Origin of the sequence: Streptomyces sp. NPDC096132 (genome assembly GCF_044763345.1) — a bacterium.
Taxonomy (GTDB): Bacteria; Actinomycetota; Actinomycetes; order Streptomycetales; family Streptomycetaceae; genus Streptomyces.
On sequence record NZ_JBIWGA010000001.1, the window covers coordinates 672,729 to 693,440 of the forward strand.

Consider the following 20,712-nt stretch of genomic DNA (forward strand, 5'->3'; position numbering starts at 1 on the left):
GCCGCTCGTGTGTACGGCGGGGCTTGATGGATCAGGGAGAATGGGGGCCATGAGCGTTCGTAACCAGTCATCCGAGCAGTCGGCCGGGACCCTTCACCGTGCCGGCTTCGCCTGCTTCGTGGGCCGCCCCAACGCGGGCAAGTCCACCCTCACGAACGCTCTGGTCGGGAAGAAGGTGGCGATCACCTCCAACCGCCCCCAGACCACCCGGCACACGGTACGGGGCATCGTGCACCGTCCGGACGCCCAGCTGATCCTGGTCGACACCCCGGGGCTGCACAAGCCGCGCACCCTGCTCGGCGAGCGGCTGAACGACGTGGTCCGCACCACCTGGGCGGAGGTCGACGTGATCGGTTTCTGTCTGCCCGCCGACCAGAAGATCGGCCCCGGTGACCGTTACATCGCCAAGGAACTGGCCGGGATCAAGAAGACCCCGAAGGTCGCCGTCGTCACGAAGACCGACCTGGTCGACCCCAAGGCGCTCGCCGAGCAGCTCATCGCGATCGACCAGCTGGGCAAGGAGCTGGGCATCGAGTGGGCTGAGATCATCCCGGTCTCGGCGGTCGGCGACCGACAGGTGGACCTCCTGGCCGACCTGCTGGTCCCGATGCTCCCGGAGGGTCCCGCCCTCTACCCCGAGGGCGACCTGACCGACGAGCCCGAGCAGGTGATGGTCGCCGAGCTGATCCGCGAGGCCGCCCTGGAGGGAGTCCGCGACGAGCTGCCGCACTCCATCGCCGTCGTCGTCGAGGAGATGCTCCCCCGCGAGGACCGCCCCGCCGACCGGCCGCTCCTCGACATCCACGCGAACATCTACATCGAGCGGACGAGCCAGAAGGGCATCATCATCGGCCCGAAGGGCCGCCGCCTGAAGGACGTCGGCATCAAGTCCCGCAAACAGATCGAGGCTCTCCTCGGCACTCCGGTCTTCCTTGACCTCCATGTGAAGGTCGCCAAGGACTGGCAGCGGGACCCGAAGCAGCTGCGGAAGCTGGGCTTCTAGGTCATCTGGTCTTCCAGGTCATACGGCGCGAGGTGCCGGTGCCGGTGCGGTCAGCTGGCCCGTGGCGGTGAGGGCCAGGCGGGAGAACAGCTGGCCGGAGAATCCGAAGAGCAGGGCGACGGCCAGCGCGATCGGGCGTTCGGGGGCGCCCCACGAGTTCTCCAGGAACACCTGACCGAGGAGGTTGAGGTCGGGGTCGGCGAGCATCCGTACGAGCAGCAGGCCCCCGACGGCGGCCAGCGCACCGCCGACCGGCGCGAGGACGAGCACGCCCCAGGACGACGGACGCTGCGAGCGCATCACCCCCACGACCGGCGACAGAAAGCCGCCCAGCGCGCCCAGCAGCATCGTCTCCCGGTGGTCGAGCACCCTGCCGATCAGCAGGATCGCGCACAGCCCGGTCAGCGCCAGCCACAGCGCGACGCGCTGCTGGTCGTAGTCCCGCTCGGCCGCGCTGTCCTCGAGCTCGTGCACGCGCTGCGCGGCGGCGAGCACAAGGGCCCGCGCCTCGGCCGAACGCGGGTCGGCGGCGGCCTCGGCGGCGAGCTTCGCGGCCAGCTCCGCGTCACCCGGATCGCTCGACCCGGCGAGCTGGATCAGCAGCACCTCCCGCTGCGCGAGGACCTCCTCGGGCGGTTCGACACCGAGAAGCCGACGCTCCGAGGCGTGCAGCGCCCGCCAGGCCGCGGCGAGCTTCGACAAGGGGATCGCGATCACCCCGTACCGGGAACTCAGCCGCCACACCACCGTGCCCCCCAGCTCCAGAGCATCCAGCCGACCCGCCACGGCGGCGACCACCGCCTTCTCCGGCGAATCGTCACCACGGGTCGCGGCCAGGCACTCCACCCGGGACCGGCAGTCCCGCAGCCTCGCCTGCAGCAGCCGATAGCGGGGGGCGGCAATCAGCCCTCGGCTGGTGATGTACACGATCAACAGATAGCAGACACAGACCAGTTCCAGTCCCCAACCGCCGACTCGCATCCGGCTTCCCCCTGTTGTGTCGCGGGCTCAGCTCCCGCTCGCCTCCGCCCCTCGGGTCTCTACCCCGCCCACAGCGAAGTCCTGCAACCCCACCACCCGCAGCAACCGCAGCCGTTCATAGGTGTCCGTGCCCGGGCGGGCCGTGTGGATGACCAGGTACTGGTGGTGTTCGTGGCTGAGCATGACCTCGCAGTCGAGGTCGAGGAGGCCGACCAGGGGGTGCTGGAAGCGTTTGGTGGCGCGGTGGCGCAGGGCCACCTCGTGGTCGTCCCAGAGGCGGGCGAACTCCTCGCTCTCCGCGCGGAGTTCGGCGACCAGCGCGGCCGGTTCCGGGTCGTCGGGGCGGGCGGCGGTCACCGCGCGCAGATTGGCCACGGCCGCGCGGGCGTGCTCCGCGCGGTCCTCCTCCGGGAACAGGGCGCGCGCGTCCGGGTCCAGGAAGTAGCGGCGGGCCAGGTTGCGTTCGCGCCGCGGGCGGGACATCACGTCGAGGGTCAGGGCCCTGGCCATCGCGTTCTGCGCCAGGACCTCTCCGCAGTCGGTCACCACCTGCGCCGGGGTGTCGTACAGGCGGTCCAGGATCAGCATCAGGCCGGGCGGCACGTGGGCCGACGGCGTCTCGCGGCGCGGGGGTTCCTCGCCGGCCAGGTGGAAGAGGTGGTCGTGTTCGTCGTCGGTGAGGCGCAGGGCGCGGGCCAGTGCCGTCAGCATCTGGCGGGACGGCCGCGGGCCCCGGCGCTGTTCCAGGCGCGTGTAGTAGTCCACCGACATGCCCGCCAGCTGGGCCACCTCCTCGCGGCGCAGTCCGGGGGTACGGCGGCGGGGGCCCGGGGCCAGTCCCACGTCCGAGGGGGCCAGCCGGGCCCGGCCGCGGCGCAGGAAGTCGGCGAGTTCGGTCCGGTTCACCTCTCCAGGCTGCGGCACCCGGCCCGGCTTATCCAGGGACTGCCGGTCCCCTGATCGACGGGTCTCTCCCGGCCGGCCCGCATCCCGCCGAGGGTGGGGTGCAGACCGAGAGGAGCAGATCATGCTGACACTGGTGACGGGGACGACGGGACAGGTCGGGAAGCGGTTCGTGCCGCGGCTGCTGGCCCAGCGGGAGTCCGGCGAACAGGTCCGGGTCCTGGTGCGCGACGCGGTGCGCGGGGAGCCCTTCGCCGAGCTGGGTGCCGAGGTCGTCGTAGGGGATCTGCGGGACGCGGACGCGCTCGGCAAGGCGGTGGCCGGGGCGGACGCGGTGGTGAACGTCGCCGCCTCCTTCCGCGGGGTGCCCGACGAGGAGGCCTGGGCCGTCAACCGGGACGCGGCGGTGGAGCTGGGCCGCGCCGCACTGGCCTCCGGGGTACGGCGGTTCGTACAGGTCAGCACGGGGATGGTGTACGGCGTGGGACGCGGGCGACCGTTGACCGAGGACGACGAGGTCCGGCCCGGCGGCCAGATGTGGGGTGCCTACAACGAGTCCAAGGCGGCGGCCGAGCGGGAGCTGCTCGCGCTCGTGGGGGAGGGGATGGAGGTGCGGATCGGGCGGCTGCCCTTCGTCTACGGCGACGGTGACCCGCATCTCGCCCAGTCCCTGCGCTGGGCCGCGCACTGGGCCCCGGCCCAGCGGCTGCAGATGGCCCACCATGCCGACGTCGCCCAGGGGCTGCTGCGTCTCCTGTACGCGCCGGCGGTGAGCGGGCCGGTCTACAACATCGCCGACGACGCCCCCGTGACGGCCGTGGAGCTGTACCGGCTCAACGGCGCCGAGCCGCCCGCCGACCTGCACACCCATACCGATCCCGACCCGTGGTTCGGGATCATGTCCAACCAGCGGATCCGCCGGGACCTCGGCTTCCGGCCCATCCATCCGTCCGTCTGGTCCGCCCGGGACGCCGGAGCCCTGTAGCTCCGGGCCTCGCTCCACGGACCGGTCCTCAGTCCACCCCCTTGATCCGCCCCACCAGCACCGCCCCCGCCAGCCCGACCAGCGCCGCCACCACGTACAGCACGCGGTAGCCGCCCAGGTACGTGACGATCGGCGCGGCGAGCACGGGCGCGGCGACCTGGGGCAGGGCGTTGGCGACGTTGATGACGCCGAGGTCCTTGCCCCGGTCGAGGGCCTTCGGCAGGACGTCCGTCATCAGGGCGAAGTCGACCGAGGTGAACACGCCGAAGCCGATGCCGAGGACCGCCGCGGCGACGATCGCGCCGGGCCAGGTCTGCCACACCGCCAGCCCCGCCGTCGCCACCGCCATCAGCACGCCCGACCAGATCACGAACGGCTTGCGCCGGCCCAGCCGGTCCGACCAGACGCCGCCGACGACGACCGTGGCGAGCAGCGTCACCCCGTTCACGGCCGTCAGGATCAGCACGCCCTCGTCGGGGTCGGCGTAGTGGAGGCGGTCGCGCAGGTAGTAGAGCAGGTAGAGCAGCACCAGCGCGTTGCTCAGGTTCATCAGGAACCGGGTCAGCCACGCCCAGCCCAGGTCGGGGTAGCGGCGCGGGCTGAGCCAGAAGCCCGCCAGGAAGGCGCGCCGGGACCAGGGCGGGCGGTCCGCCACCGGCAGCCGCAGGTCCTCGTAGCGCAGGACGTACGGCAGGACGCCCACCGCCGTGAACACCGCGCACGCCACGTACCCGGCGCCCACACCCCCGGCGGCCGTGGCGAGCGCCGTGCCGCCGACCACGCCGAGGACCTGCGCGACGCCCAGCCAGCCGCCCACGGCGCCCCGCTGGAGCCGGGGGACCCGGTCCGGGACGGCGGCCGTGACCGCCGCGAAGGCCGCGTTCAGGGTGAGCTGCACCAGGCACCAGCCCAGCGCCATCGTCCACACCCCGTCCGCCGCCGCGAGCAGCAGCAGGGAGAGGGCGCCGCCCGCCGCGCCGGCCACGATCCACGGCGTACGGCGGCCGTGGCGGGAGGTCGTACGGTCCGACAGGGCGCCGAAGAGCGGGTTCGCCACCAGCGACACCAGGGCGCCGACGCCGGTCACCCAGGCCAGCATGGTCTCCTTCGACATGCCGGAGCCGGGTGCGAAGTCCTTGGCCTGGGAGGCGAGCAGGATCTGCAGCGGGCCGTACCAGCCCACCCAGATCGCCCCGTTGGCGAGGGAGAGCGCCGAGGACCAGCCCTTCCCGACCCGCTCGACGGGCTCGGCCAGAGCCGAGGCGGCGGCCGTCGTCATCTCTGCGCCCGCAGGACGTCCCGGAACCAGCGGTACGACGCCTTCGGGGTCCGGGTCTGCGTCGCGTAGTCGACGTGGACCAGACCGAAGCGGCGCTCGTAGCCCTCGGCCCACTCGAAGTTGTCGAGCAGGGACCACACGAAGTAGCCGCGGACGTCCACACCCGCCTCCACGGCCTTGTGCAGGGCGCGGATGTGGCCGTCCAGGTAGGCGATACGGGCCTGGTCGTCGACGCCCTCGTAGGAGCAGCCGTTCTCCGTGATCACCACCGGCGGGAGGCGGTCGCCGTAGCGGTCCTTGAAGGTGGTCAGCAGCTCGGTCAGGCCCTCCGGGACGACCGGCCAGCCGAAGTCCGTCACCGGGACGCCCTCGATCTCCTGGACGGAGAAGGGCAGTTCGGCCGGCATCCGGATCCCGCCGAACTCGATCTCCGTACCCTGCGGGGCGCCCACCCGGGTCGGGGCGTAGTAGTTGACGCCGTACCAGTCGAGGGGCTCCCCGATGATCTTGAGATCGGCCGCCACGTCCCCCGGCATCAGCTCGCCGAGGCCCTCCGGGTACTCGCCCAGCAGGAGCGGTTCGGCGAACAGGCGGTTCAGCAGGACGTCGTAGAAGGCCGCGGCCTCCAGGTCGGCCTGCTCCTGGGACGCGGGCCAGGTCGGGCCGTGGGAGTTGGCGACGCCGATGTCCGTGGCACCGGCCGCGCGCAGGGCCCGTACGGCGAGACCGTGGGCGAGGAGCTGGTGGTGGGCCACCGGGAGCGCGTCGAACAGCAACTGCTTGCCTGGGGCGTGGGTGCCGAGCGCGTGGCCCAGCAGGGTGTGTTCGGCGGGCTCGTTGAGGGTGATCCACTTGTTCACCCGGTCGCCGAGGCGGTCCACGACCACCGTCACGTAGTCCGCGAACCGGGACGCCGTGTCCCGCTCCAGCCAGTCCAGGTGCGCCGGCAGGTCCCAGTGGAAGAGGGTCGGGACGGGACGTACGCCCGCCGCGCACAGTTCGTCGACGAGACGGTCGTAGAAGTCGAGGCCGCCGGGGGAGTTCACCCGGGGCCAGGAGATCGAGAAGCGGTACGCGTCCACCCCGAGCCCCGACAGCAGGTCCACGTCCTCGGTGTGGCGGTGGTAGTGGTCGCAGGCCACCGCCGCCGTGGAGCCGTCCTTCACGCGCCCCGGCTCGGCAGTGAAGGTGTCCCACACGGACGGCTCGCGCTCGTCCACCGCGCCCTCGATCTGATGGGCGGAGGTGGAGACGCCCCAGAGGAAGCCGGCGGGGAACTGGGGGATCGGGTGCACCGCGTCGCGCGGATCGTTCGCCATGGGCGGGATCATCCTTACCCACCGGTAAGGAAGTCAACGCCCACGCGTGAACTACCAGTTGTGCCTCTTCCTCAGGCACCCTCCTTCAGCACCCGCGAGATCAGCTTCCGCTGCTCCGGGGAGAGCCGGGGATCGGCCGCGTACACCGTCTTCCCGTCCACCGTGATCTCGTAGCTGAACCCGTCCGGGACGCCCAGTGGACGGGAGCGCTGACCGTCCGCCAGGGCCTGTTCGGCCAGGGTCTCCCACTCGCGGGCATCGGGACGCCCGGAGGTGTCCACCTCGGCCTGCCGCCCGATGCCCGCGAAGCCGCCCGTGCGACTCACTCGAATCCGCATGGGACCGTGTCTAGTACGGATCTACAGGATCCGCACCCCCACCTGCTCCCACGCCTTCTGCACGGCCTGCAGCTCGTCGCCGCCGTCGCCGAAGCGCTCGCGCGCGGCCTTGACGGTGAGCCCCGCGAAGTCGGTGAAGAACGCCCCCGACGTCAGTTCGCCGCCGGTCAGCACGTCGTACCAGATCTGGCCCGCCTTCTCCCAGGCGTGGCCGCCGATGGCGGTGGCGACCAGGTAGAACGCGTGGTTGGGGATGCCGGAGTTGATGTGCACGCCGCCGTTGTCGCGGCCGGTGCGGACGTAGTCGTCCATGGTCGCGGGCTGCGGGTCCTTGCCGAGGACGTCGTCGTCGTACGCCGTGCCCGGGGCCTTCATCGAGCGCAGGGCCGAACCGGTGACGTCCGGGGCGAGGATGCCCGCGCCGATCAGCCAGTCGGCCTCGGCGGCGGTCTGGCCCAGCGTGTACTGCTTGATGAGCGAGCCGAACACGTCGGACATCGACTCGTTGAGGGCGCCGGGCTGGCCGTAGTAGGTCAGGTTCGCCGTGTACTGGGTGACGCCGTGGGTGAGCTCGTGGCCGATGACGTCGATGGAGTTGGTGAAGTCGACGAAGATCTCGCCGTCTCCGTCGCCGAACACCATCTGCTCGCCGTTCCAGAAGGCGTTGTTGTAGCCCTCGTCGTAGTGGACCGTGGCGTCCAGGGGCAGACCGTCGCCGTCGATGGAGTGGCGCCGGTAGGCCTTGAGGTAGAGGTCGAAGGTGGCGCCGAGCCCGGAGTAGGCGCGGTTGACGGTGGCGTCCTGGCCGGGGTCCTGGCCCTCGGCGCGGACCTTGGTGCCGGGCAGGTCGGTGCCGTGCCCGGCGTCGTAGATCGTGCGCAGCGGCTGCTCCGACGGCGCCTTCGCCGTCGGTCCGGCCCACAGGCGGAACTCGGTGGTCACCCGACGCCTGGCGCGCAGCTCGCTGTCGCGCACCAGGGTGCGCTGGGCGGGTCCGGAGAGTGCGGGGTCGTCGTGCCGGGCCAGCTTGTCGAGGACATGCGGCGGTACGACGGTGCAGAAGACGGGCTCGAAGCCCCCGTTCGTCGTCATGAGCGGCACCCTTGCACTGTGTTATCCCGCTGTCACCATCGGCAACCATGATCGGTGAAAAACGGTGACAAACATGGCCGATCCGCGGCGGGGAGTGGTATAGCGCACGTTTCGCCCCCTTTGGTCCCCGTGGTCCCGCATACTGATACGGACCCACGCGACGGAAGCGGCTCGGCTAGGCTGCGGAGCACTATGCGTTTCGGGCTGCTTCTCCTTAGCTGCCGCGGCGAGGGCCTGTAAGACAGGTCGACTCCCTCCCCGCGGAGCTTTGCGTTGCATCGTCGGCCGTCCTTCCGGACATCCTGAGGAGCCCCGCGAACATGGCGAACCGCCAGCAGCCCAGCCAGATGCCGATCCACAAGTACGGCTCGTACGACCAGGTCGACATCCCCGACCGCACCTGGCCGAACAACCGGATCACGGTAGCCCCCCGCTGGCTCTCCACCGACCTGCGTGACGGCAACCAGGCCCTGATCGACCCCATGTCGCCCGAGCGCAAGCGCCGGATGTTCGACCAACTGGTCAAGATGGGCTACAAGGAGATCGAGGTCGGCTTCCCGGCCTCCGGTCAGACCGACTTCGACTTCGTGCGCTCGATCATCGAGGAAGAGGGCGCGATCCCGGACGACGTGACGATCTCCGTGCTGACGCAGGCCCGTGAGGACCTGATCGAGCGGACGGTGGAGTCCCTGAAGGGCGCCAAGCGCGCCACCGTCCACCTGTACAACGCCACGGCCCCCGTGTTCCGCCGGGTGGTCTTCCGCGGCTCCAAGGACGACATCAAGCAGATCGCCGTCGACGGCACCCGCCTGGTCATGGAGTACGCCGAGAAGCTGCTGGGCCCGGAGACGGAGTTCGGCTACCAGTACAGCCCCGAGATCTTCACCGACACCGAGCTGGACTTCGCGCTGGAGGTCTGCGAGGCGGTGATGGACGTCTACCAGCCCGGCCCGGGCCGCGAGATCATCCTCAACCTGCCCGCCACGGTCGAGCGCTCCACCCCCTCCACCCACGCGGACCGCTTCGAGTGGATGAGCCGGAACATCTCCCGCCGCGAGCACGTCGTCATCTCCGTCCACCCGCACAACGACCGCGGCACCGCCGTCGCCGCCGCCGAGCTGGCGCTGATGGCCGGCGCCGACCGCGTCGAGGGCTGTCTGTTCGGCCAGGGCGAGCGCACCGGCAACGTCGACCTGGTGACTCTGGGCATGAACCTGTTCTCCCAGGGCGTCGACCCGCAGATCGACTTCTCCGACATCGACGAGATCCGTCGTACGTGGGAGTACTGCAACCAGATGGAGGTCCACCCGCGCCACCCGTACGTGGGCGACCTGGTCTACACGTCCTTCTCCGGCTCCCACCAGGACGCCATCAAGAAGGGCTTCGACGCCATGGAGGCCGACGCGGCCGCGAAGGGCGTCACCGTCGACGACATCGAGTGGGCGGTGCCGTACCTGCCGATCGACCCGAAGGACGTCGGCCGCTCCTACGAGGCCGTCATCCGCGTCAACTCGCAGTCCGGCAAGGGCGGTATCGCCTACGTCCTGAAGAACGACCACAAGCTGGACCTGCCCCGCCGGATGCAGATCGAGTTCTCGAAGCTCATCCAGGCGAAGACGGACGCCGAGGGCGGCGAGGTCACCGGCGCCGACATCTGGGCCGTCTTCCAGGACGAGTACCTGCCGAACCCCGAGAACCCCTGGGGCCGCATCCAGGTCCGCACCGGCCAGTCGACCACGGACACCGACGGCGTCGACACCCTCACGGTCGAGGCCACGGTCGACGGCGAGAACACCGTCCTGACCGGTACCGGCAACGGTCCGATCTCGGCCTTCTTCGACGCCCTGCAGTCCATCGGCATCGACGTACGCCTGCTCGACTACCAGGAGCACACGATGAGCGAGGGCGCCTCCGCGCAGGCCGCCTCCTACATCGAATGCGCGATCGACGGCAAGGTCCTGTGGGGCATCGGCATCGACGCGAACACGACGCGTGCGTCTCTGAAGGCGGTCGTCTCCGCCGTCAACCGCGCGACGCGCTGACCGGCCTGACCGGGAGTTTCGGGGCCTTGATCGTCGTATACGGCGGTCAGGGCCCCGTCGGTTATCGGCCACCGCGTAGTGGATGTCACGGAAAGGTCTCGTCCTGGGTGCTGACTACTCCTCCCCGATGTGGCTAACATCACGCAGACGTGGCGATGTTGCCGCGGGGTTACGGAGGTGCGACGTGCTGCCAGAACGGGGACGAGACGGCCAGGTCACCAGGCTTGCCCGCATCCTGGGCACCCGCACCGCGTGGACGCCCGTCGGGGACGGCGAGTTCTTCTGCCCCGGCTGCGGCGGCGACCGCAACTACCAGCGGCTGACCGGCCGACGCCGCTTCACCCTGCTGGGCCTGCCCGTCCTCTCGCGCGGCGAGACCGGCCCGGTGGTCGAATGCGCCGCCTGCCAGAACCAGTACGGCACCGACGTCCTCGACCACCCCACCACCACCCGCTTCTCCGCGATGCTCCGCGACGCCGTCCACACCGTCGCCCTCGCGGTCCTCTCCGCGGGCGGCACCTGCGCGCCCCCCTCCCTGGAGGCGGCGGCGGGCGCGGTGCGCGCGGCCGGCTTCACCGACTGCACCCGCGAACAGCTGGCCGCCCTCGTCGACGCCCTCGCCGCCGACACCGGCCGCACCTACGGCGAACCCTGCGGCGCCGGCCTCGCCATAGAGCTCCACGAGGCCCTCGACCCCCTCGCCCCCCACCTCGCCCCGGCCGGCCGCGAATCGATCCTGCTGCAGGGCGCCCGCATCGCCCTCGCGGACGGGCCGTACACCCCGGCCGAGCGAGAGGTCCTGACGACGGTCGGGGCGGCCCTGACGATCTGCGCGGACGACGTGACGCGACTGCTGGTGGCGGCCGGCGCCCCCTCCTGACCCGTCCGCCGTTACTCCCCGGGGAGTAGTCCGGCCCCCGGGCCGCCCGCCGCAGTACCCCCGAACTCGCCCTCACGCGCGACGATCCGCCCCTTTCGGGCCGGGAGTCTGGAGAGCGCATCCAGACAACCGTGCCGGAGGGAGGGCCCGTTCATGAGGGCCGGGACAAGGAAGAGCATCCCCTGGGTGGTGCTCGCGTTGTGGGTGGCGGTGCTGGCGTTCGTCTCGCCGTTCGCCGCGAAGCTCGCCGATGTGCAGCACGACCGGATCACCGACTACCTGCCGGCGAGTGCCGACTCGACGAAGGCCGCGAAGATCCAGGAGCAGTTGCCGGGTGGTGAGGCCACCGAACTGGTGCTCGTCTACCACCGCGACGGCGGGCTGACCGCCGCCGACCGGGAGACCGCCCGGGAGCAGGTCGCGCGCGTCGCCGGGGAGCACGCGCTGACCGCCGAGCCGCAGGGCGTGCCGTCCGCCGACGGTACGACCCTGATGTATCCGGTCGCCAGCACCGAGCCGGGCACCGACGAGGACGAGCGGGACGCCCTCGTCGGGGACATCCGCGAGGTCGTCCGCGGTGGGGACGGGCTGACCGTCGAGGTCGGCGGGGCCGGTGCGCTCGCCACCGACGCCTCCGAGGTCTACAACTCGCTCGGCGGACCGCTGCTCTACACCACCATCGCGGTCGTCGCGATCCTGCTGATCCTGATCTACCGCAGCCCGGTGCTGTGGCTGGTCCCGCTGGTGGTGGCCGGCATCGCCGACTACCTGTCGATGGGCGTCGCCTACGGGCTCAACCAGGCCTTCGGGACCACGGTCTCCGGCCAGAGCTCGGGCATCATGACCATCCTCGTCTTCGGCGCCGGGACCGACTACGCGCTGCTGCTCGTCTCCCGCTACCGGGAGGAACTGCGCCGCGTCGAGCGGCCGTACGAGGCGATGGTGGCCGCCCTCAGGGGCTGCGGGCCCGCCGTCCTCGCCTCCTCCGGGACCGTCGCGGCCGGACTGCTGTGCCTGCTCACCGCCGACCTCAACTCCAACCGGGACATGGGCCCACTGGGGACCGTGGGGGTGCTGTGCGCGCTGGTCGCCATGCTGACCCTGCTGCCGGCCGTGCTGGTGCTCCTCGGCCGCCGGGTGTTCTGGCCACTGGTGCCGGCGTACGGCTCCACGCCCAAGGTCCGCCGGTCGCTGTTCGCCGCGATGGGCACCTCCGCGGGCCGCCGACCGCTGACCGTCCTGCTCGGCGGGGCGGCCCTGCTCGGCGCCCTCGCCCTGGGCACGCTCAACCTGCCCGGCACGGTCAAGCAGCAGGACGCCTTCGTCGACAAGCCCCAGTCCGTCGCGGCCATGGAGACCCTGGCCGCCGCCTTCCCCGAGGCATCCGCGCAGCCCGTCGACGTCATCACCCCGGCCGGCCGCGCCGACGCGACCCTCGCCGCCGTCCGGGGGACCGAGGGCGTCGACAGTGCGCGCAAGGGCCGTAGCGGAGAGGGCTGGACGGAGATCTCGGTGCTCGCCGCCGCACCCCCGCAGTCGGCGGCCGAGACCGCGACCATCGAGCGGTTGCGGGACCGCCTCGACGGCTCCTACGTGGGCGGGCCCAGCGCCCAGCAGATCGACCTGAAGGACACCAACGCCCGGGACCGGCTGGTCGTCGTACCGATCGTGCTGCTGTCGGTGCTGCTGATCCTCGTCGTCCTGCTGCGGTCACTCGTCGCGCCGCTGATCCTGACGGCCGCCGTGGTCGCGGTGTGGGGTGCCGCGCTCGGCATCGGCGGGCTGGTGTTCGGACCGCTGTTCGGCTTCGAGGGCACGGATCCGGGACTCGGGCTGCTGTCCTTCGTGTTCCTGGTCGCCCTCGGCGTGGACTACGGCATCTTCCTGATGCACCGGATGCGGGAGGAGTCGCTGCGGGGCGCCGAACCGGCCGCCGCCGCGCTCACCGCGCTGCGCACCACCGGCGGGGTCATCGCCTCCGCGGGGCTCGTGCTCGCCGCGACCTTCGCCGTCCTGACGAACATGGGGCTCGTGCAGCTCGTCGAGCTGGGCTTCGTGATCGCGGTCGGCGTGCTGCTGGACACCTTCCTCGTGCGGACCTACCTGGTGACCAGCGCGAGCGTGGCGCTGGGGCGGAAGGTGTGGTGGCCGGGGCGGCTGTCGAAGGCGCATCCGGCGCCGGAAGCGGAATCGGCGCACGAACGCCAGCACGTCTGAGGGAGGATGGGACCGTGGGGGAGGGGGAGAGCATGCGGACGCGGGACGTGTGGCTCGCCGCGGCTTCGGCCGCCGTGGCCGTCGTGCTCGGACTGTTCGTCGAGGACGGCCGCCGCCTGGACGTCCTGGGCTGGACGCTGCTGCTCGCCGCCCAGGCCCCCCTCCTCGTGCGGCAGCGGTACCCGATGGCGGTGCTGGTCGCGGTGGTCGCGTGCGTCGCGCCGTACCACGCGCTCGACTACATGCACAGCGCCGCCGTACCGGCCGGCATGATCGCCCTCTACACGGTCGCCTCGACCGGCAGCGCCCGCCGCACCCTGCTCACCGGTGTCGTCGTGGTCGGCGGCACCCTCACGGTGAACGCCCTCGTCAGCCCGAGCCAGGTCGTGGACATCCTGCGCATCTCCGGCTGGATCATCGACGTCCTGCTCTTCGGCGGCTACCTCCGCGTCCAGCGCGAACGCGCCGAACGTGCCGAACGCACCCGCGAGGAGGAGGCCCGCCGGCGCGTCGCCGAGGAGCGGCTGCGCATCGCCCGCGACCTGCACGACCTGCTCGCGCACAGCATCACCCTGATCGGTGTGCAGACCTCCGTCGCCGCCCATGTCCTGGCCGCCGACCCCGATCGCCTCGACCGCGCGGCCGTGGCCAAGGCCCTCGACGACATCGCCGAGACCTGCCGAGGGGCGCGCGGGGAACTCCGTACGACGCTGGAGGTGCTGCGCGAGCAGGAGGACCCACGCGGGCCGCTGCCGGGGCTGCGCGGCCTGCCCGAGCTCGCCGAGACGGCCCGGGCGGCGGGCGCGAGGGTCGACCTGACGGTGGTCGAGGCGGACGTGCCGCCCGCCGTCGGCGCGGCGGCCTACCGGATCGCGCAGGAGGGGCTGACGAACGCCGTACGGCACGGCGGACGGGAGGATCTGACGGTGGGGGTGCGGGTGTACGAGGAGCAGGGCGCCCTGCGGGTGACGGTCACCGACGACGGGGCCGGCGCGGGGCCCGGCACCCCGGGCTTCGGACTGGTCGGGATGAGGGAGCGGGCGCGCAGCGTCGGCGGCACCCTTCAGGCGGGGCCGCGCGCCGGCGGGGGCTTCGAGGTGTGTGCGGTCCTGCCCCTGGGGGAGCGGTGACGGGTCCCGTACGGGTGCTGCTCGCCGACGACCAGACACTGGTACGGGCCGCGTTCGCGATGCTCGTCGAATCGGCCCCCGACATGGTCGTGGTGGGGGAGGCGGGCAGTGGCCGGGAGGCCGTGGCGCTGGCCCGGGAGGTCCGCCCCGACCTCGTCGTCATGGACATCCGCATGCCCGACCTCGACGGCATCGAGGCGACCCGGCTGATCGCCGCCGAGGAGGCGCTGGCCGGGGTACGGGTCCTGGTGCTGACGACGTACGACACCGACGAGAACATCGTCGAGGCGCTGCGCGCGGGCGCCTCCGGGTTCCTGGTGAAGGACACCCGGCCCGCCGAGCTGCTCGACGCGATCCGCACGGTCGCGGCCGGCGAGGCGCTGCTGTCCCCCGGGCCGACGGCCCGGCTGATCGCCCGGTTCCTGCGCAGCCCGTCGGTGCCGCCGGTGGGCGGGCCGGAGTGTCTGTCCGAGCGGGAGCGCGAGGTGCTCGCCCTGGTCGGGCGGGGACTGACCAACACCGAGATCGGCGAGGCGCTCGGGCTGAGCCCGCTCACCGCGAAGACGCACGTCAGCCGGATCATGGGCAAGCTGGGGGCGCGGGACCGCGCGCAACTCGTCGTCGTGGCGTACGAGTCGGGGATGGTGACGCCGGGGACGATGTGAGCAGTCCGTCCAAGGGAGCCGCGATGACCCTCCTGAGCCGTACCCTCCTCGCCACCGCCGTGTTCCTGAGCCCCTTCACCGCCGCGGGCCCGGCCGCCGCGAGCCCGGGCCGCTGCACCTCCTCGGTGCCGTACGTCTCCGGGCAGGGCGGCTACGCCTCCTACCGCATCCCGGCCGCCGTCACCACCCGGCGAGGGACCGTGCTGGCCTTCGCCGAGGGGCGCCGGGACGGGCCCGGGGACACCGGGGACATCGACATCGTGCTGCGGCGCTCCACCGACGGCGGCTGCACCTGGGGCCCGCTGACGGTCGTCGCCGCCGGGCAGGGCGACACCCGGGGCAACCCGGCGCCCGTGGTCGATCCGCGCACCGGAGCCGTGGTCCTGGTGAGCTGTGCCAACGCGGGCACGGCGACCGAGGCGCAGATCATGCGGGGCGAGGCGCCCGGCCGCCGGGTGTACGTGCAGCACAGCCGGGACGACGGGGAACGCTTCACCGCGCCCCGGGACATCACGGCCGAGGCCCGGCTGCCCGGCTGGCGCTGGTACGCCACCGGCCCCGGCCACGCCCTCGCCCTCACCCGGGGCCCGTACGCGGGCCGCCTCGTCGTCCCCGCCAACCACTCCGCCGCCCCGCCCGCCGGCTCCCCCGACACCGGCCGGGAGTCCCGCCACTACGGCGGCCACGCCCTGCTCAGCGACGACGGCGGCCGCACCTGGCGGCTGGGGTTCGTCGACGCCGACGACGACGGCACGGTCAACGCCAACGAGAGCTCGGCGGCCCAACTCGCCGACGGGCGCGTGTACTTCAACGCCCGTGACCAGGGCGGCCGGGCTCCCGGCAACCGGGTGGACGCCGTCTCGCAGGACGGCGGCGAGACCCTCACCCGCCCCTACGCCCCGCAGCCCACCCTCTCCGACGTCCCCGTCGTCCAGGGCAGCGTCCTCCAGCTCCCCGAAGCGGGAGCCCCGTTGCTGTTCTCCGCCCCGTCCGACCCCACCGCCCGGCGGGCTCTGACCGTCTGGCGCGCCATGGACCCGGCCGAGGGCTTCACCCGGGCGGCGACGCTGTCACCGGACCCCGCCGCGTACTCCGACCTCGTACGGGTGGACGCGGCGACAACGGGGGTGCTGTACGAGACGGGGACGGCGGGACCGTACGAGACGATCGCGTTCCGCCGGCTGATGCTGACGGGGCTCTAGTACAGCTCACGCGCGTACGCCTTGTCGGTGTCGGAGTCGTAGACCAGCTTGCCGGTGCTGTCGTAGCCCATGATGTGCGGGGCGAGCTCGACCTGCTGGTCGATGATCCCGAAGGCGATGAACCAGCCGTGGTCGAGGACGGCCGGGTCGACGGTGCTGTCGCCGTAGGAGACGGTGACCTTGACGACCGACTCGTCGACGTAACCGATGGACGCCCAGCGGTACGGCAGCTTCCACTTGCCCTTGTCGATGACCGACTGCTTGTACAGGTCACCGGCGTTGGGGTCGGGCACGACCGGGCCCGCGTCCGGCCCGGCGGCGTCGCGCGCGCTGACGCTGATGCCGGAGGCCTCGCCGTCCTTGATGTCGCAGATCACCCGGAAGCCGGCCGGCTTCTCCTTCGCGGCGACGACGTGGAAGCCGTCACCGGGGGCGTTGGAGTCGCCGGTGCTCTTCGCCGCGAGGAGGATCCGGTAGTCCCCGAGCTTGTCGCCGGTTCCGTCGATGAGGGACGAGGGACGCTCGGCGGCCAGGCACTTCTTCAGCCCGTCGGTGGCCTGGGCGAAGGTGATGCCGTCGAGCAGCTGCCCGTCGCTCGCGGGCCGCGCGGGCCCGGCGGCCGTCTCCTCGGGGGACGCGCTCGTGCTCTGCGGGGCGCTGACCGATGTCATCGGGGTCGCCGTGTCCGCGTCCCCTTCCCCGTTCCCGCCGGCCCAGGCGTACGCCCCCACCGGTACCACGGTCAGCGCCACGAGCGCCGCTCCGACCGCCGTCACCCGTCGCCGTCGCTCCGCCATTCCACGCCTCCTGATCGCCGGATACGGGGCCGGTGCGGGGCGAACGATGTCGGCGTCCCGCACCAGCAGCTCCCGCAACCGCTCCTCGAAAACCTCGTCGACTTCGCCGATGTGCTCTTCGCCGCTCACCTGCTGCCTCCCTGGCCCTGCCCGGAGACGGCGCGGCTGGGTGCCAGTCCCGGGTACGTGCGCAACTTCGCCAGCCCCTTCGAGGCCTGGCTCTTGACCGTGCCGGGGGAGCAGCCGAGTACCTCGGCGACCTCGGCCTCGGACAGGTCCTCCCAGTACCGGAGCACGACCACCGCCCGCTGTTTCTTGGGCAGTTGGGCCAGCCCGGCCATCAGGGAGCCGCGCTCCTCCACCTGCCCCGTGGCCTCGTCCCGCCCCGCCCGCTCCGGCGGCGCCGCGGTCAGCGCCTCGGTGACCCGCCGCTTGCGGAACCGGTCGCTGTTGCAGCTGACCAGCATCCGCCGGACGTACGCCTCCGGGTTGTCACTGCGCGAGATCCGCCGCCACGACCGGTACGCCTTCGCCAGCGCGGTCTGTGTCAGATCCTCCGCGTGGTGGACGTCCCCCGTGAGCAGATACGCGGTCCGCACCAGCCGGGACCACCGCGCTCTGACGAACTCCTGGAACCGATCCTCTAGTTCGGCCTGCATCAAGCACCCTCCTCGCCCTCCAGACCACGGGTTGCGGGGAATCGGTTGCCCGAATCCGCCGAGCACGTTCGAATGAGGGCGTGGCGAACGTACAGGGGACGGAGAGCGGCGACGGGGCCTGGCGGGCGGGAGAGCCCGGTGTGCTCGTGCTTCCGTCGGGGCGGACGGTACGGGGGCGCGGACTGCGGCGCCCGCTCGATCCGGCGGCGCCCACGCCGTCGTACGGCCTGTATCTGCTCGGAAAGCGGCCTCCTGCGACGCCCTGGGAGTCCCGCTGGCTCCGCTGGCCCGACTTCCGTCTGCCCGCCGACCACTCGGACGCCCGCACGGCCCTCACCGAGGCGTGGCGCCGCGCGGCCGACGAGCGCGTGGAGATCGCCTGCGGCGGCGGCCGGGGGCGTACCGGGACGGCACTGGCCTGCCTGGCGGCACTGGACGGCGTACCGGCCGGGGAGGCGGTGGAGTTCGTGCGCCGGCACTACGACCGGCACGCCGTGGAGACGCCCTGGCAGCGGCGCTATGTACGGCGGTTCACAGGGCCAGCGTCATGAGGAGCCGGTCTTCGCAGGGGCCGAAGTAGTCCTTGCGGGGGCCGCCGGGGTCCGGGACGAAGCCGAGGGAGAGGTAGAGGGCGACGGCGGTCTCGTTGGCGGGCTCCACGGAGAGCTGGGCCCAGCGGGCGCCTTCGGCGCGGAGATGGCTCAGCATCTGCGTCATGAGCCGCCGGCCGAGCCCCTGGCCGCGCAGGCCGGGGACGATGCCGAGGCTGAGGAACCAGCTCTGGGCGTCGCGCGGCGGGGTGGCGAGGACATAGCCGTGCAGCTCGCTGCCGTCGTCCAGGACGAGCACGAAGTCGGCAAACGCGGCCAGGAGTTGGCGCAGAACGAAGAACGGGTAGGGACCGGCCGGGAAGGCCTTCTCCTCGAGGTGCATGAGTTGCGGCAGATCGGCCTCGGTGGCTTGTCTGATCCGTAACCGCGGTGACCGGAAATGATCTTCGGGAAGTGGAGCCATGCCGTCCCCCTGTGCCTGTCGCCCCATCGAATCAAAAACCTTTTGGGCATGCGGACTTACGGTAGAGTCAACCATGGAATATGGAACCACCGCCGATCAAAAACAGAATGCCGACGTGCGCTGGGACGACTTCGACCCCCAGGAGTACATCAGGCACAACTACCTCGCTATGCAGGCGGTGGACGAGGAGATCATCTCGCGAGTGCGGGACCACTTCAGTGATCATTTCCGGGGGAGCGGCAGAGTCCCCTCCGGTATTGACGTCGGCACCGGTCCCAATCTCTATCCCGCTCTTGCCATGCTTCCCTGGTGCGACCGGATCACGCTCCTGGAGCGGTCCGCCAGGAATCTCGACTACCTCAACAGCCAGGTCTACGGGTACGACCCCCACTGGGACCAGTACTGGGACATCCTGTGCGAGGACCCGGCATATGCCGAACTCGACGTCACCCCACGTGTCCGCTTCAGGGAAGCCGTCCAGCAGCCCGAGCCCGGGAGCCTCTTCGACCTCCGCGCCGACACCCGCCGCTGGGATCTCGGCACCATGTTCTTCGTCGCCGAATCCATTACCACCTCGCTCGAAGAGTTCCGGCGCGGGGTGGGCTGTTTCATGGGTGCCCTGAAGCCGGGCGCGCCCTTCGTCGCCGCATTCATGGAGCATTCCCTGGGATACCGCGTCGGCGAGTTCGAGTATCCGGCCCGTGACATCGACGGGGCCGAGGTCAGGAAGGAGCTCGAAAATTTCACCCCTGACGTGAAGGTGTACCGTCTCCACAATCCGCACGATCTCGTGCGCCACGGGTACTGTGGATTGATCCTTGCTCAGGGGACGCGCGCCACGGACTTCGACGGAACCCCTCTCCTCACCGCTTCAGAACGTCAGTGACATGAGCAGCCGGTCCTCGCCGGGGCCGAAGTGGTCCTTGAGGGGCTTGTCGGAAGGTACGAAGCCCAGGGACTCGTAGAGGGCGACGGCTTGTTTATTGCTCGGCTCGACCCATAGCAGGACGGTGGCCGCGCCCTCGGCCCGCAGCGCATCGAGCGTCTCCGTCATGAGCCTCCGGCCCAGCCCCTGCCCGCGCATGTCAGGGCTGACGCCCAGACTGAAGATCCAACTCCGCGCCTGGTTCGGGGGCGTGGCCAGTACGTATCCGCACAGGCGCCCGTCGGCCTCCACGACCCTCAGATGGTCCGTGAACGTGTCCATGAACTGGCGCAGGACGGAGTAGGGGTACGGATCGCCGGGGAAGGCCTCACGGTCCACGAGCAAGAGGTCGGACAGATCCCGGTCGGTGGCCTTGCGTACCCGCAGGATCGGGCGAAGTGCTGGCATCGAACCAGAATTGCCCGATGATCCCGATCGTTCAAGTCCTCGGATGGCGTGTTCGGTGGCGCGTGCCGGGCTGGACCGTGCTGATACCGTGGGGCATGTCTTTGGGATCACCGAGAAATCCTGCGCAGCCGAACACAGCCGAACTGTGGGACGCGTTCGACCCCGATGCCTACGTCGAGAAGAACTACCGCACGGTGCTATGGGCCGACGAGGCGATCATATCGATCGTCCGCGCCCACTTCAGTGATCATTTCCGCGGCAATCCGAGCCGACGGGTGCGTGGCATCGACGTGGGCGCCGGCGCGAACCTCTACCCGGCGTTCACGATGTTGCCCTGGTGCGACGAGATCACCCTGCTCGATCGGTCGAGGCCGAATCTGCGATATCTGGAGCGACAGCTCGACGAGCACGACTCCGGCTGGGACGCCTTCTGGCAGCAGTTGTGCAAGGACGACTCCTACGCGGCTCTGTCCGGCGGGCCATGGGACAGACTCGGCAAGGTGGCCCGGGTCGAGCAGGGAGACCTCTTCGCACTCGACCGGCCCGGACAGTGGGAGATCGGCACCATGTTCTTCGTCGCCGAATCCCTTTCCACCGACTTGGACGTCTTCAAGGGAGGAGTGAAACGCTTCCTGGAAGCACTCGCCCCGGGGGCTCCGTTCGCAGCCGCCTTCATGGAACACTCCGAGGGGTACAAGGTGAAACACACCGAGTTCCCCGCGTGCGACGTGGATCAGTCGCACATTCATCAGGCGGTGGGCGCGCATGCCCGCGAGTTTCTGATTCACCGGATCGACGGACCCAAGGTACGAACCGGCTACACCTCCATGATCCTTGCTTGCGGGTTCCGGTAGACGGGTAGGTCTTGCACTG

At 71.1% G+C, this 20,712-nt stretch carries 21 protein-coding genes; 11 read left to right on the forward strand and 10 right to left on the reverse strand.

Going from position 1 to position 20,712, the window contains the following annotated elements; genetic code table 11:
* Window positions 1–49: 49 nt before the first annotated feature.
* Window positions 50–1,003, forward strand: a complete 954-nt coding sequence (gene era / locus ACIRF9_RS02840; RefSeq protein WP_403815239.1) for a GTPase Era — start codon at window positions 50–52, stop codon at window positions 1,001–1,003.
* Window positions 1,004–1,021: 18 nt separating this feature from the next.
* On the opposite strand, the gene ACIRF9_RS02845 is transcribed toward era, so the two are convergent.
* Together ACIRF9_RS02845 and ACIRF9_RS02850 are read right to left on the reverse strand one after the other, a co-directional pair.
* Window positions 1,022–1,984: a hypothetical protein gene (locus ACIRF9_RS02845; protein ID WP_403815242.1), complete on the reverse strand. Its 963-nt coding sequence runs from the start codon at window positions 1,982–1,984 to the stop codon at window positions 1,022–1,024.
* Between the two features lie 27 nt (window positions 1,985–2,011).
* Window positions 2,012–2,890 carry a helix-turn-helix transcriptional regulator gene (locus ACIRF9_RS02850; RefSeq protein WP_403815245.1) on the reverse strand — a complete coding sequence of 293 codons (879 nt, stop codon included), beginning with the start codon at window positions 2,888–2,890 and terminating at the stop codon, window positions 2,012–2,014.
* Between the two features lie 121 nt (window positions 2,891–3,011).
* On the opposite strand from ACIRF9_RS02850, the gene ACIRF9_RS02855 reads away from it, so the two are divergent.
* Window positions 3,012–3,872 carry an NAD-dependent epimerase/dehydratase family protein gene (locus ACIRF9_RS02855; protein ID WP_403815248.1) on the forward strand — a complete coding sequence of 287 codons (861 nt, stop codon included), beginning with the start codon at window positions 3,012–3,014 and terminating at the stop codon, window positions 3,870–3,872.
* 28 nt (window positions 3,873–3,900) lie between these two features.
* On the opposite strand, the gene ACIRF9_RS02860 is transcribed toward ACIRF9_RS02855, so the two are convergent.
* The 4 genes from ACIRF9_RS02860 to ACIRF9_RS02875 all read right to left on the reverse strand — a co-directional run bounded on the left by ACIRF9_RS02860 (window position 3,901) and on the right by ACIRF9_RS02875 (window position 7,900).
* Entirely contained in the window at window positions 3,901–5,151 is a 1,251-nt protein-coding gene (locus ACIRF9_RS02860; protein ID WP_403815251.1) for an MFS transporter, read from the reverse strand.
* Window positions 5,148–6,470 (reverse strand): GH1 family beta-glucosidase, encoded by a 1,323-nt coding sequence (locus ACIRF9_RS02865; RefSeq protein WP_403815254.1) that lies wholly within the window; start codon window positions 6,468–6,470, stop codon window positions 5,148–5,150. Before ACIRF9_RS02865 ends, ACIRF9_RS02860 begins: the two co-directional genes overlap by 4 nt.
* Before the next feature lie 71 nt (window positions 6,471–6,541).
* Window positions 6,542–6,808, reverse strand: coding sequence for a protealysin inhibitor emfourin (locus ACIRF9_RS02870; RefSeq protein ID WP_403815257.1), 267 nt, complete (start codon window positions 6,806–6,808; stop codon window positions 6,542–6,544).
* A gap of 21 nt (window positions 6,809–6,829) precedes the next feature.
* Window positions 6,830–7,900 (reverse strand): M4 family metallopeptidase, encoded by a 1,071-nt coding sequence (locus tag ACIRF9_RS02875; RefSeq protein ID WP_403815260.1) that lies wholly within the window; start codon window positions 7,898–7,900, stop codon window positions 6,830–6,832.
* Window positions 7,901–8,220: 320 nt separating this feature from the next.
* On the opposite strand from ACIRF9_RS02875, the gene leuA reads away from it, so the two are divergent.
* The 6 genes from leuA to ACIRF9_RS02905 all read left to right on the forward strand — a co-directional run bounded on the left by leuA (window position 8,221) and on the right by ACIRF9_RS02905 (window position 16,036).
* Window positions 8,221–9,942, forward strand: coding sequence for a 2-isopropylmalate synthase (gene leuA, locus ACIRF9_RS02880; protein WP_403815263.1), 1,722 nt, complete (start codon window positions 8,221–8,223; stop codon window positions 9,940–9,942).
* Between the two features lie 184 nt (window positions 9,943–10,126).
* The gene (locus ACIRF9_RS02885; protein WP_403815266.1) at window positions 10,127–10,822 is read left to right on the forward strand and encodes a TerB family tellurite resistance protein; all 696 of its coding nucleotides are present in this window, start codon (window positions 10,127–10,129) and stop codon (window positions 10,820–10,822) included.
* Window positions 10,823–10,975: 153 nt separating this feature from the next.
* Window positions 10,976–13,039, forward strand: a complete 2,064-nt coding sequence (locus ACIRF9_RS02890; protein WP_403815269.1) for an MMPL family transporter — start codon at window positions 10,976–10,978, stop codon at window positions 13,037–13,039.
* Between the two features lie 32 nt (window positions 13,040–13,071).
* Window positions 13,072–14,169: a sensor histidine kinase gene (locus ACIRF9_RS02895; RefSeq protein ID WP_403815272.1), complete on the forward strand. Its 1,098-nt coding sequence runs from the start codon at window positions 13,072–13,074 to the stop codon at window positions 14,167–14,169.
* A complete protein-coding gene (locus tag ACIRF9_RS02900) occupies window positions 14,166–14,834 on the forward strand; it encodes a response regulator (protein WP_403815275.1) in 669 nt (222 codons plus the stop codon). Before ACIRF9_RS02895 ends, ACIRF9_RS02900 begins: the two co-directional genes overlap by 4 nt.
* A gap of 23 nt (window positions 14,835–14,857) precedes the next feature.
* A complete protein-coding gene (locus tag ACIRF9_RS02905) occupies window positions 14,858–16,036 on the forward strand; it encodes an exo-alpha-sialidase (RefSeq protein WP_403815278.1) in 1,179 nt (392 codons plus the stop codon).
* Here the strand turns inward: ACIRF9_RS02905 and ACIRF9_RS02910 are convergent.
* On the reverse strand, window positions 16,033–16,962 hold the full coding sequence (locus ACIRF9_RS02910; RefSeq protein WP_403815280.1) for a hypothetical protein: 930 nt from the start codon (window positions 16,960–16,962) through the stop codon (window positions 16,033–16,035). The genes ACIRF9_RS02905 and ACIRF9_RS02910 overlap by 4 nt on opposite strands.
* Window positions 16,959–17,492, reverse strand: a complete 534-nt coding sequence (locus ACIRF9_RS02915) for a SigE family RNA polymerase sigma factor (RefSeq protein ID WP_403815283.1) — start codon at window positions 17,490–17,492, stop codon at window positions 16,959–16,961. The genes ACIRF9_RS02910 and ACIRF9_RS02915 overlap by 4 nt, the downstream gene beginning before the upstream one ends.
* A gap of 80 nt (window positions 17,493–17,572) precedes the next feature.
* On the opposite strand from ACIRF9_RS02915, the gene ACIRF9_RS02920 reads away from it, so the two are divergent.
* A complete protein-coding gene (locus ACIRF9_RS02920; RefSeq protein WP_403815286.1) occupies window positions 17,573–18,043 on the forward strand; it encodes a protein phosphatase in 471 nt (156 codons plus the stop codon).
* Here the strand turns inward: ACIRF9_RS02920 and ACIRF9_RS02925 are convergent.
* Complete coding sequence (locus tag ACIRF9_RS02925; RefSeq protein ID WP_403815289.1) at window positions 18,024–18,425, reverse strand: GNAT family N-acetyltransferase; 402 nt, start codon at window positions 18,423–18,425, stop codon at window positions 18,024–18,026. The two genes, ACIRF9_RS02920 and ACIRF9_RS02925, sit on opposite strands and share 20 nt — an antisense overlap.
* A gap of 154 nt (window positions 18,426–18,579) precedes the next feature.
* On the opposite strand from ACIRF9_RS02925, the gene ACIRF9_RS02930 reads away from it, so the two are divergent.
* Window positions 18,580–19,392 carry an SCO2525 family SAM-dependent methyltransferase gene (locus ACIRF9_RS02930; RefSeq protein ID WP_403815291.1) on the forward strand — a complete coding sequence of 271 codons (813 nt, stop codon included), beginning with the start codon at window positions 18,580–18,582 and terminating at the stop codon, window positions 19,390–19,392.
* Here ACIRF9_RS02930 and ACIRF9_RS02935 read toward each other — a convergent pair.
* On the reverse strand, window positions 19,378–19,839 hold the full coding sequence (locus ACIRF9_RS02935) for a GNAT family N-acetyltransferase (RefSeq protein ID WP_403815294.1): 462 nt from the start codon (window positions 19,837–19,839) through the stop codon (window positions 19,378–19,380). The genes ACIRF9_RS02930 and ACIRF9_RS02935 overlap by 15 nt on opposite strands.
* Window positions 19,840–19,856: 17 nt before the next feature.
* Here ACIRF9_RS02935 and ACIRF9_RS02940 point away from each other — a divergent pair, with 17 nt between their 5' ends.
* Window positions 19,857–20,693 (forward strand): SCO2525 family SAM-dependent methyltransferase, encoded by an 837-nt coding sequence (locus tag ACIRF9_RS02940; RefSeq protein ID WP_403815297.1) that lies wholly within the window; start codon window positions 19,857–19,859, stop codon window positions 20,691–20,693.
* Window positions 20,694–20,712: the final 19 nt, after the last annotated feature.

Excerpts from the sequence above, each read along its gene's own strand:
- ACIRF9_RS02940 (WP_403815297.1), top strand. The coding sequence starts at position 19,857 with ATGATCCCGATCGTTCAAGTCCTCGGATGGCGTGTTCGGTGGCGCGTG.
- ACIRF9_RS02905 (WP_403815278.1), top strand. The coding sequence starts at position 14,858 with ATGACCCTCCTGAGCCGTACCCTCCTCGCCACCGCCGTGTTCCTGAGC.
- ACIRF9_RS02855 (WP_403815248.1), top strand. The coding sequence starts at position 3,012 with ATGCTGACACTGGTGACGGGGACGACGGGACAGGTCGGGAAGCGGTTC.
- ACIRF9_RS02845 (WP_403815242.1), bottom strand. The coding sequence starts at position 1,984 with ATGCGAGTCGGCGGTTGGGGACTGGAACTGGTCTGTGTCTGCTATCTG.
- era (WP_403815239.1), top strand. The coding sequence starts at position 50 with ATGAGCGTTCGTAACCAGTCATCCGAGCAGTCGGCCGGGACCCTTCAC.
- ACIRF9_RS02865 (WP_403815254.1), bottom strand. The coding sequence starts at position 6,470 with ATGGCGAACGATCCGCGCGACGCGGTGCACCCGATCCCCCAGTTCCCC.
- ACIRF9_RS02860 (WP_403815251.1), bottom strand. The coding sequence starts at position 5,151 with ATGACGACGGCCGCCGCCTCGGCTCTGGCCGAGCCCGTCGAGCGGGTC.
- ACIRF9_RS02870 (WP_403815257.1), bottom strand. The coding sequence starts at position 6,808 with ATGCGGATTCGAGTGAGTCGCACGGGCGGCTTCGCGGGCATCGGGCGG.
- ACIRF9_RS02890 (WP_403815269.1), top strand. The coding sequence starts at position 10,976 with ATGAGGGCCGGGACAAGGAAGAGCATCCCCTGGGTGGTGCTCGCGTTG.
- ACIRF9_RS02875 (WP_403815260.1), bottom strand. The coding sequence starts at position 7,900 with ATGACGACGAACGGGGGCTTCGAGCCCGTCTTCTGCACCGTCGTACCG.
- ACIRF9_RS02930 (WP_403815291.1), top strand. The coding sequence starts at position 18,580 with ATGGAATATGGAACCACCGCCGATCAAAAACAGAATGCCGACGTGCGC.
- ACIRF9_RS02925 (WP_403815289.1), bottom strand. The coding sequence starts at position 18,425 with ATGCACCTCGAGGAGAAGGCCTTCCCGGCCGGTCCCTACCCGTTCTTC.
- leuA (WP_403815263.1), top strand. The coding sequence starts at position 8,221 with ATGGCGAACCGCCAGCAGCCCAGCCAGATGCCGATCCACAAGTACGGC.
- ACIRF9_RS02895 (WP_403815272.1), top strand. The coding sequence starts at position 13,072 with ATGCGGACGCGGGACGTGTGGCTCGCCGCGGCTTCGGCCGCCGTGGCC.
- ACIRF9_RS02915 (WP_403815283.1), bottom strand. The coding sequence starts at position 17,492 with ATGCAGGCCGAACTAGAGGATCGGTTCCAGGAGTTCGTCAGAGCGCGG.
- ACIRF9_RS02935 (WP_403815294.1), bottom strand. The coding sequence starts at position 19,839 with ATGCCAGCACTTCGCCCGATCCTGCGGGTACGCAAGGCCACCGACCGG.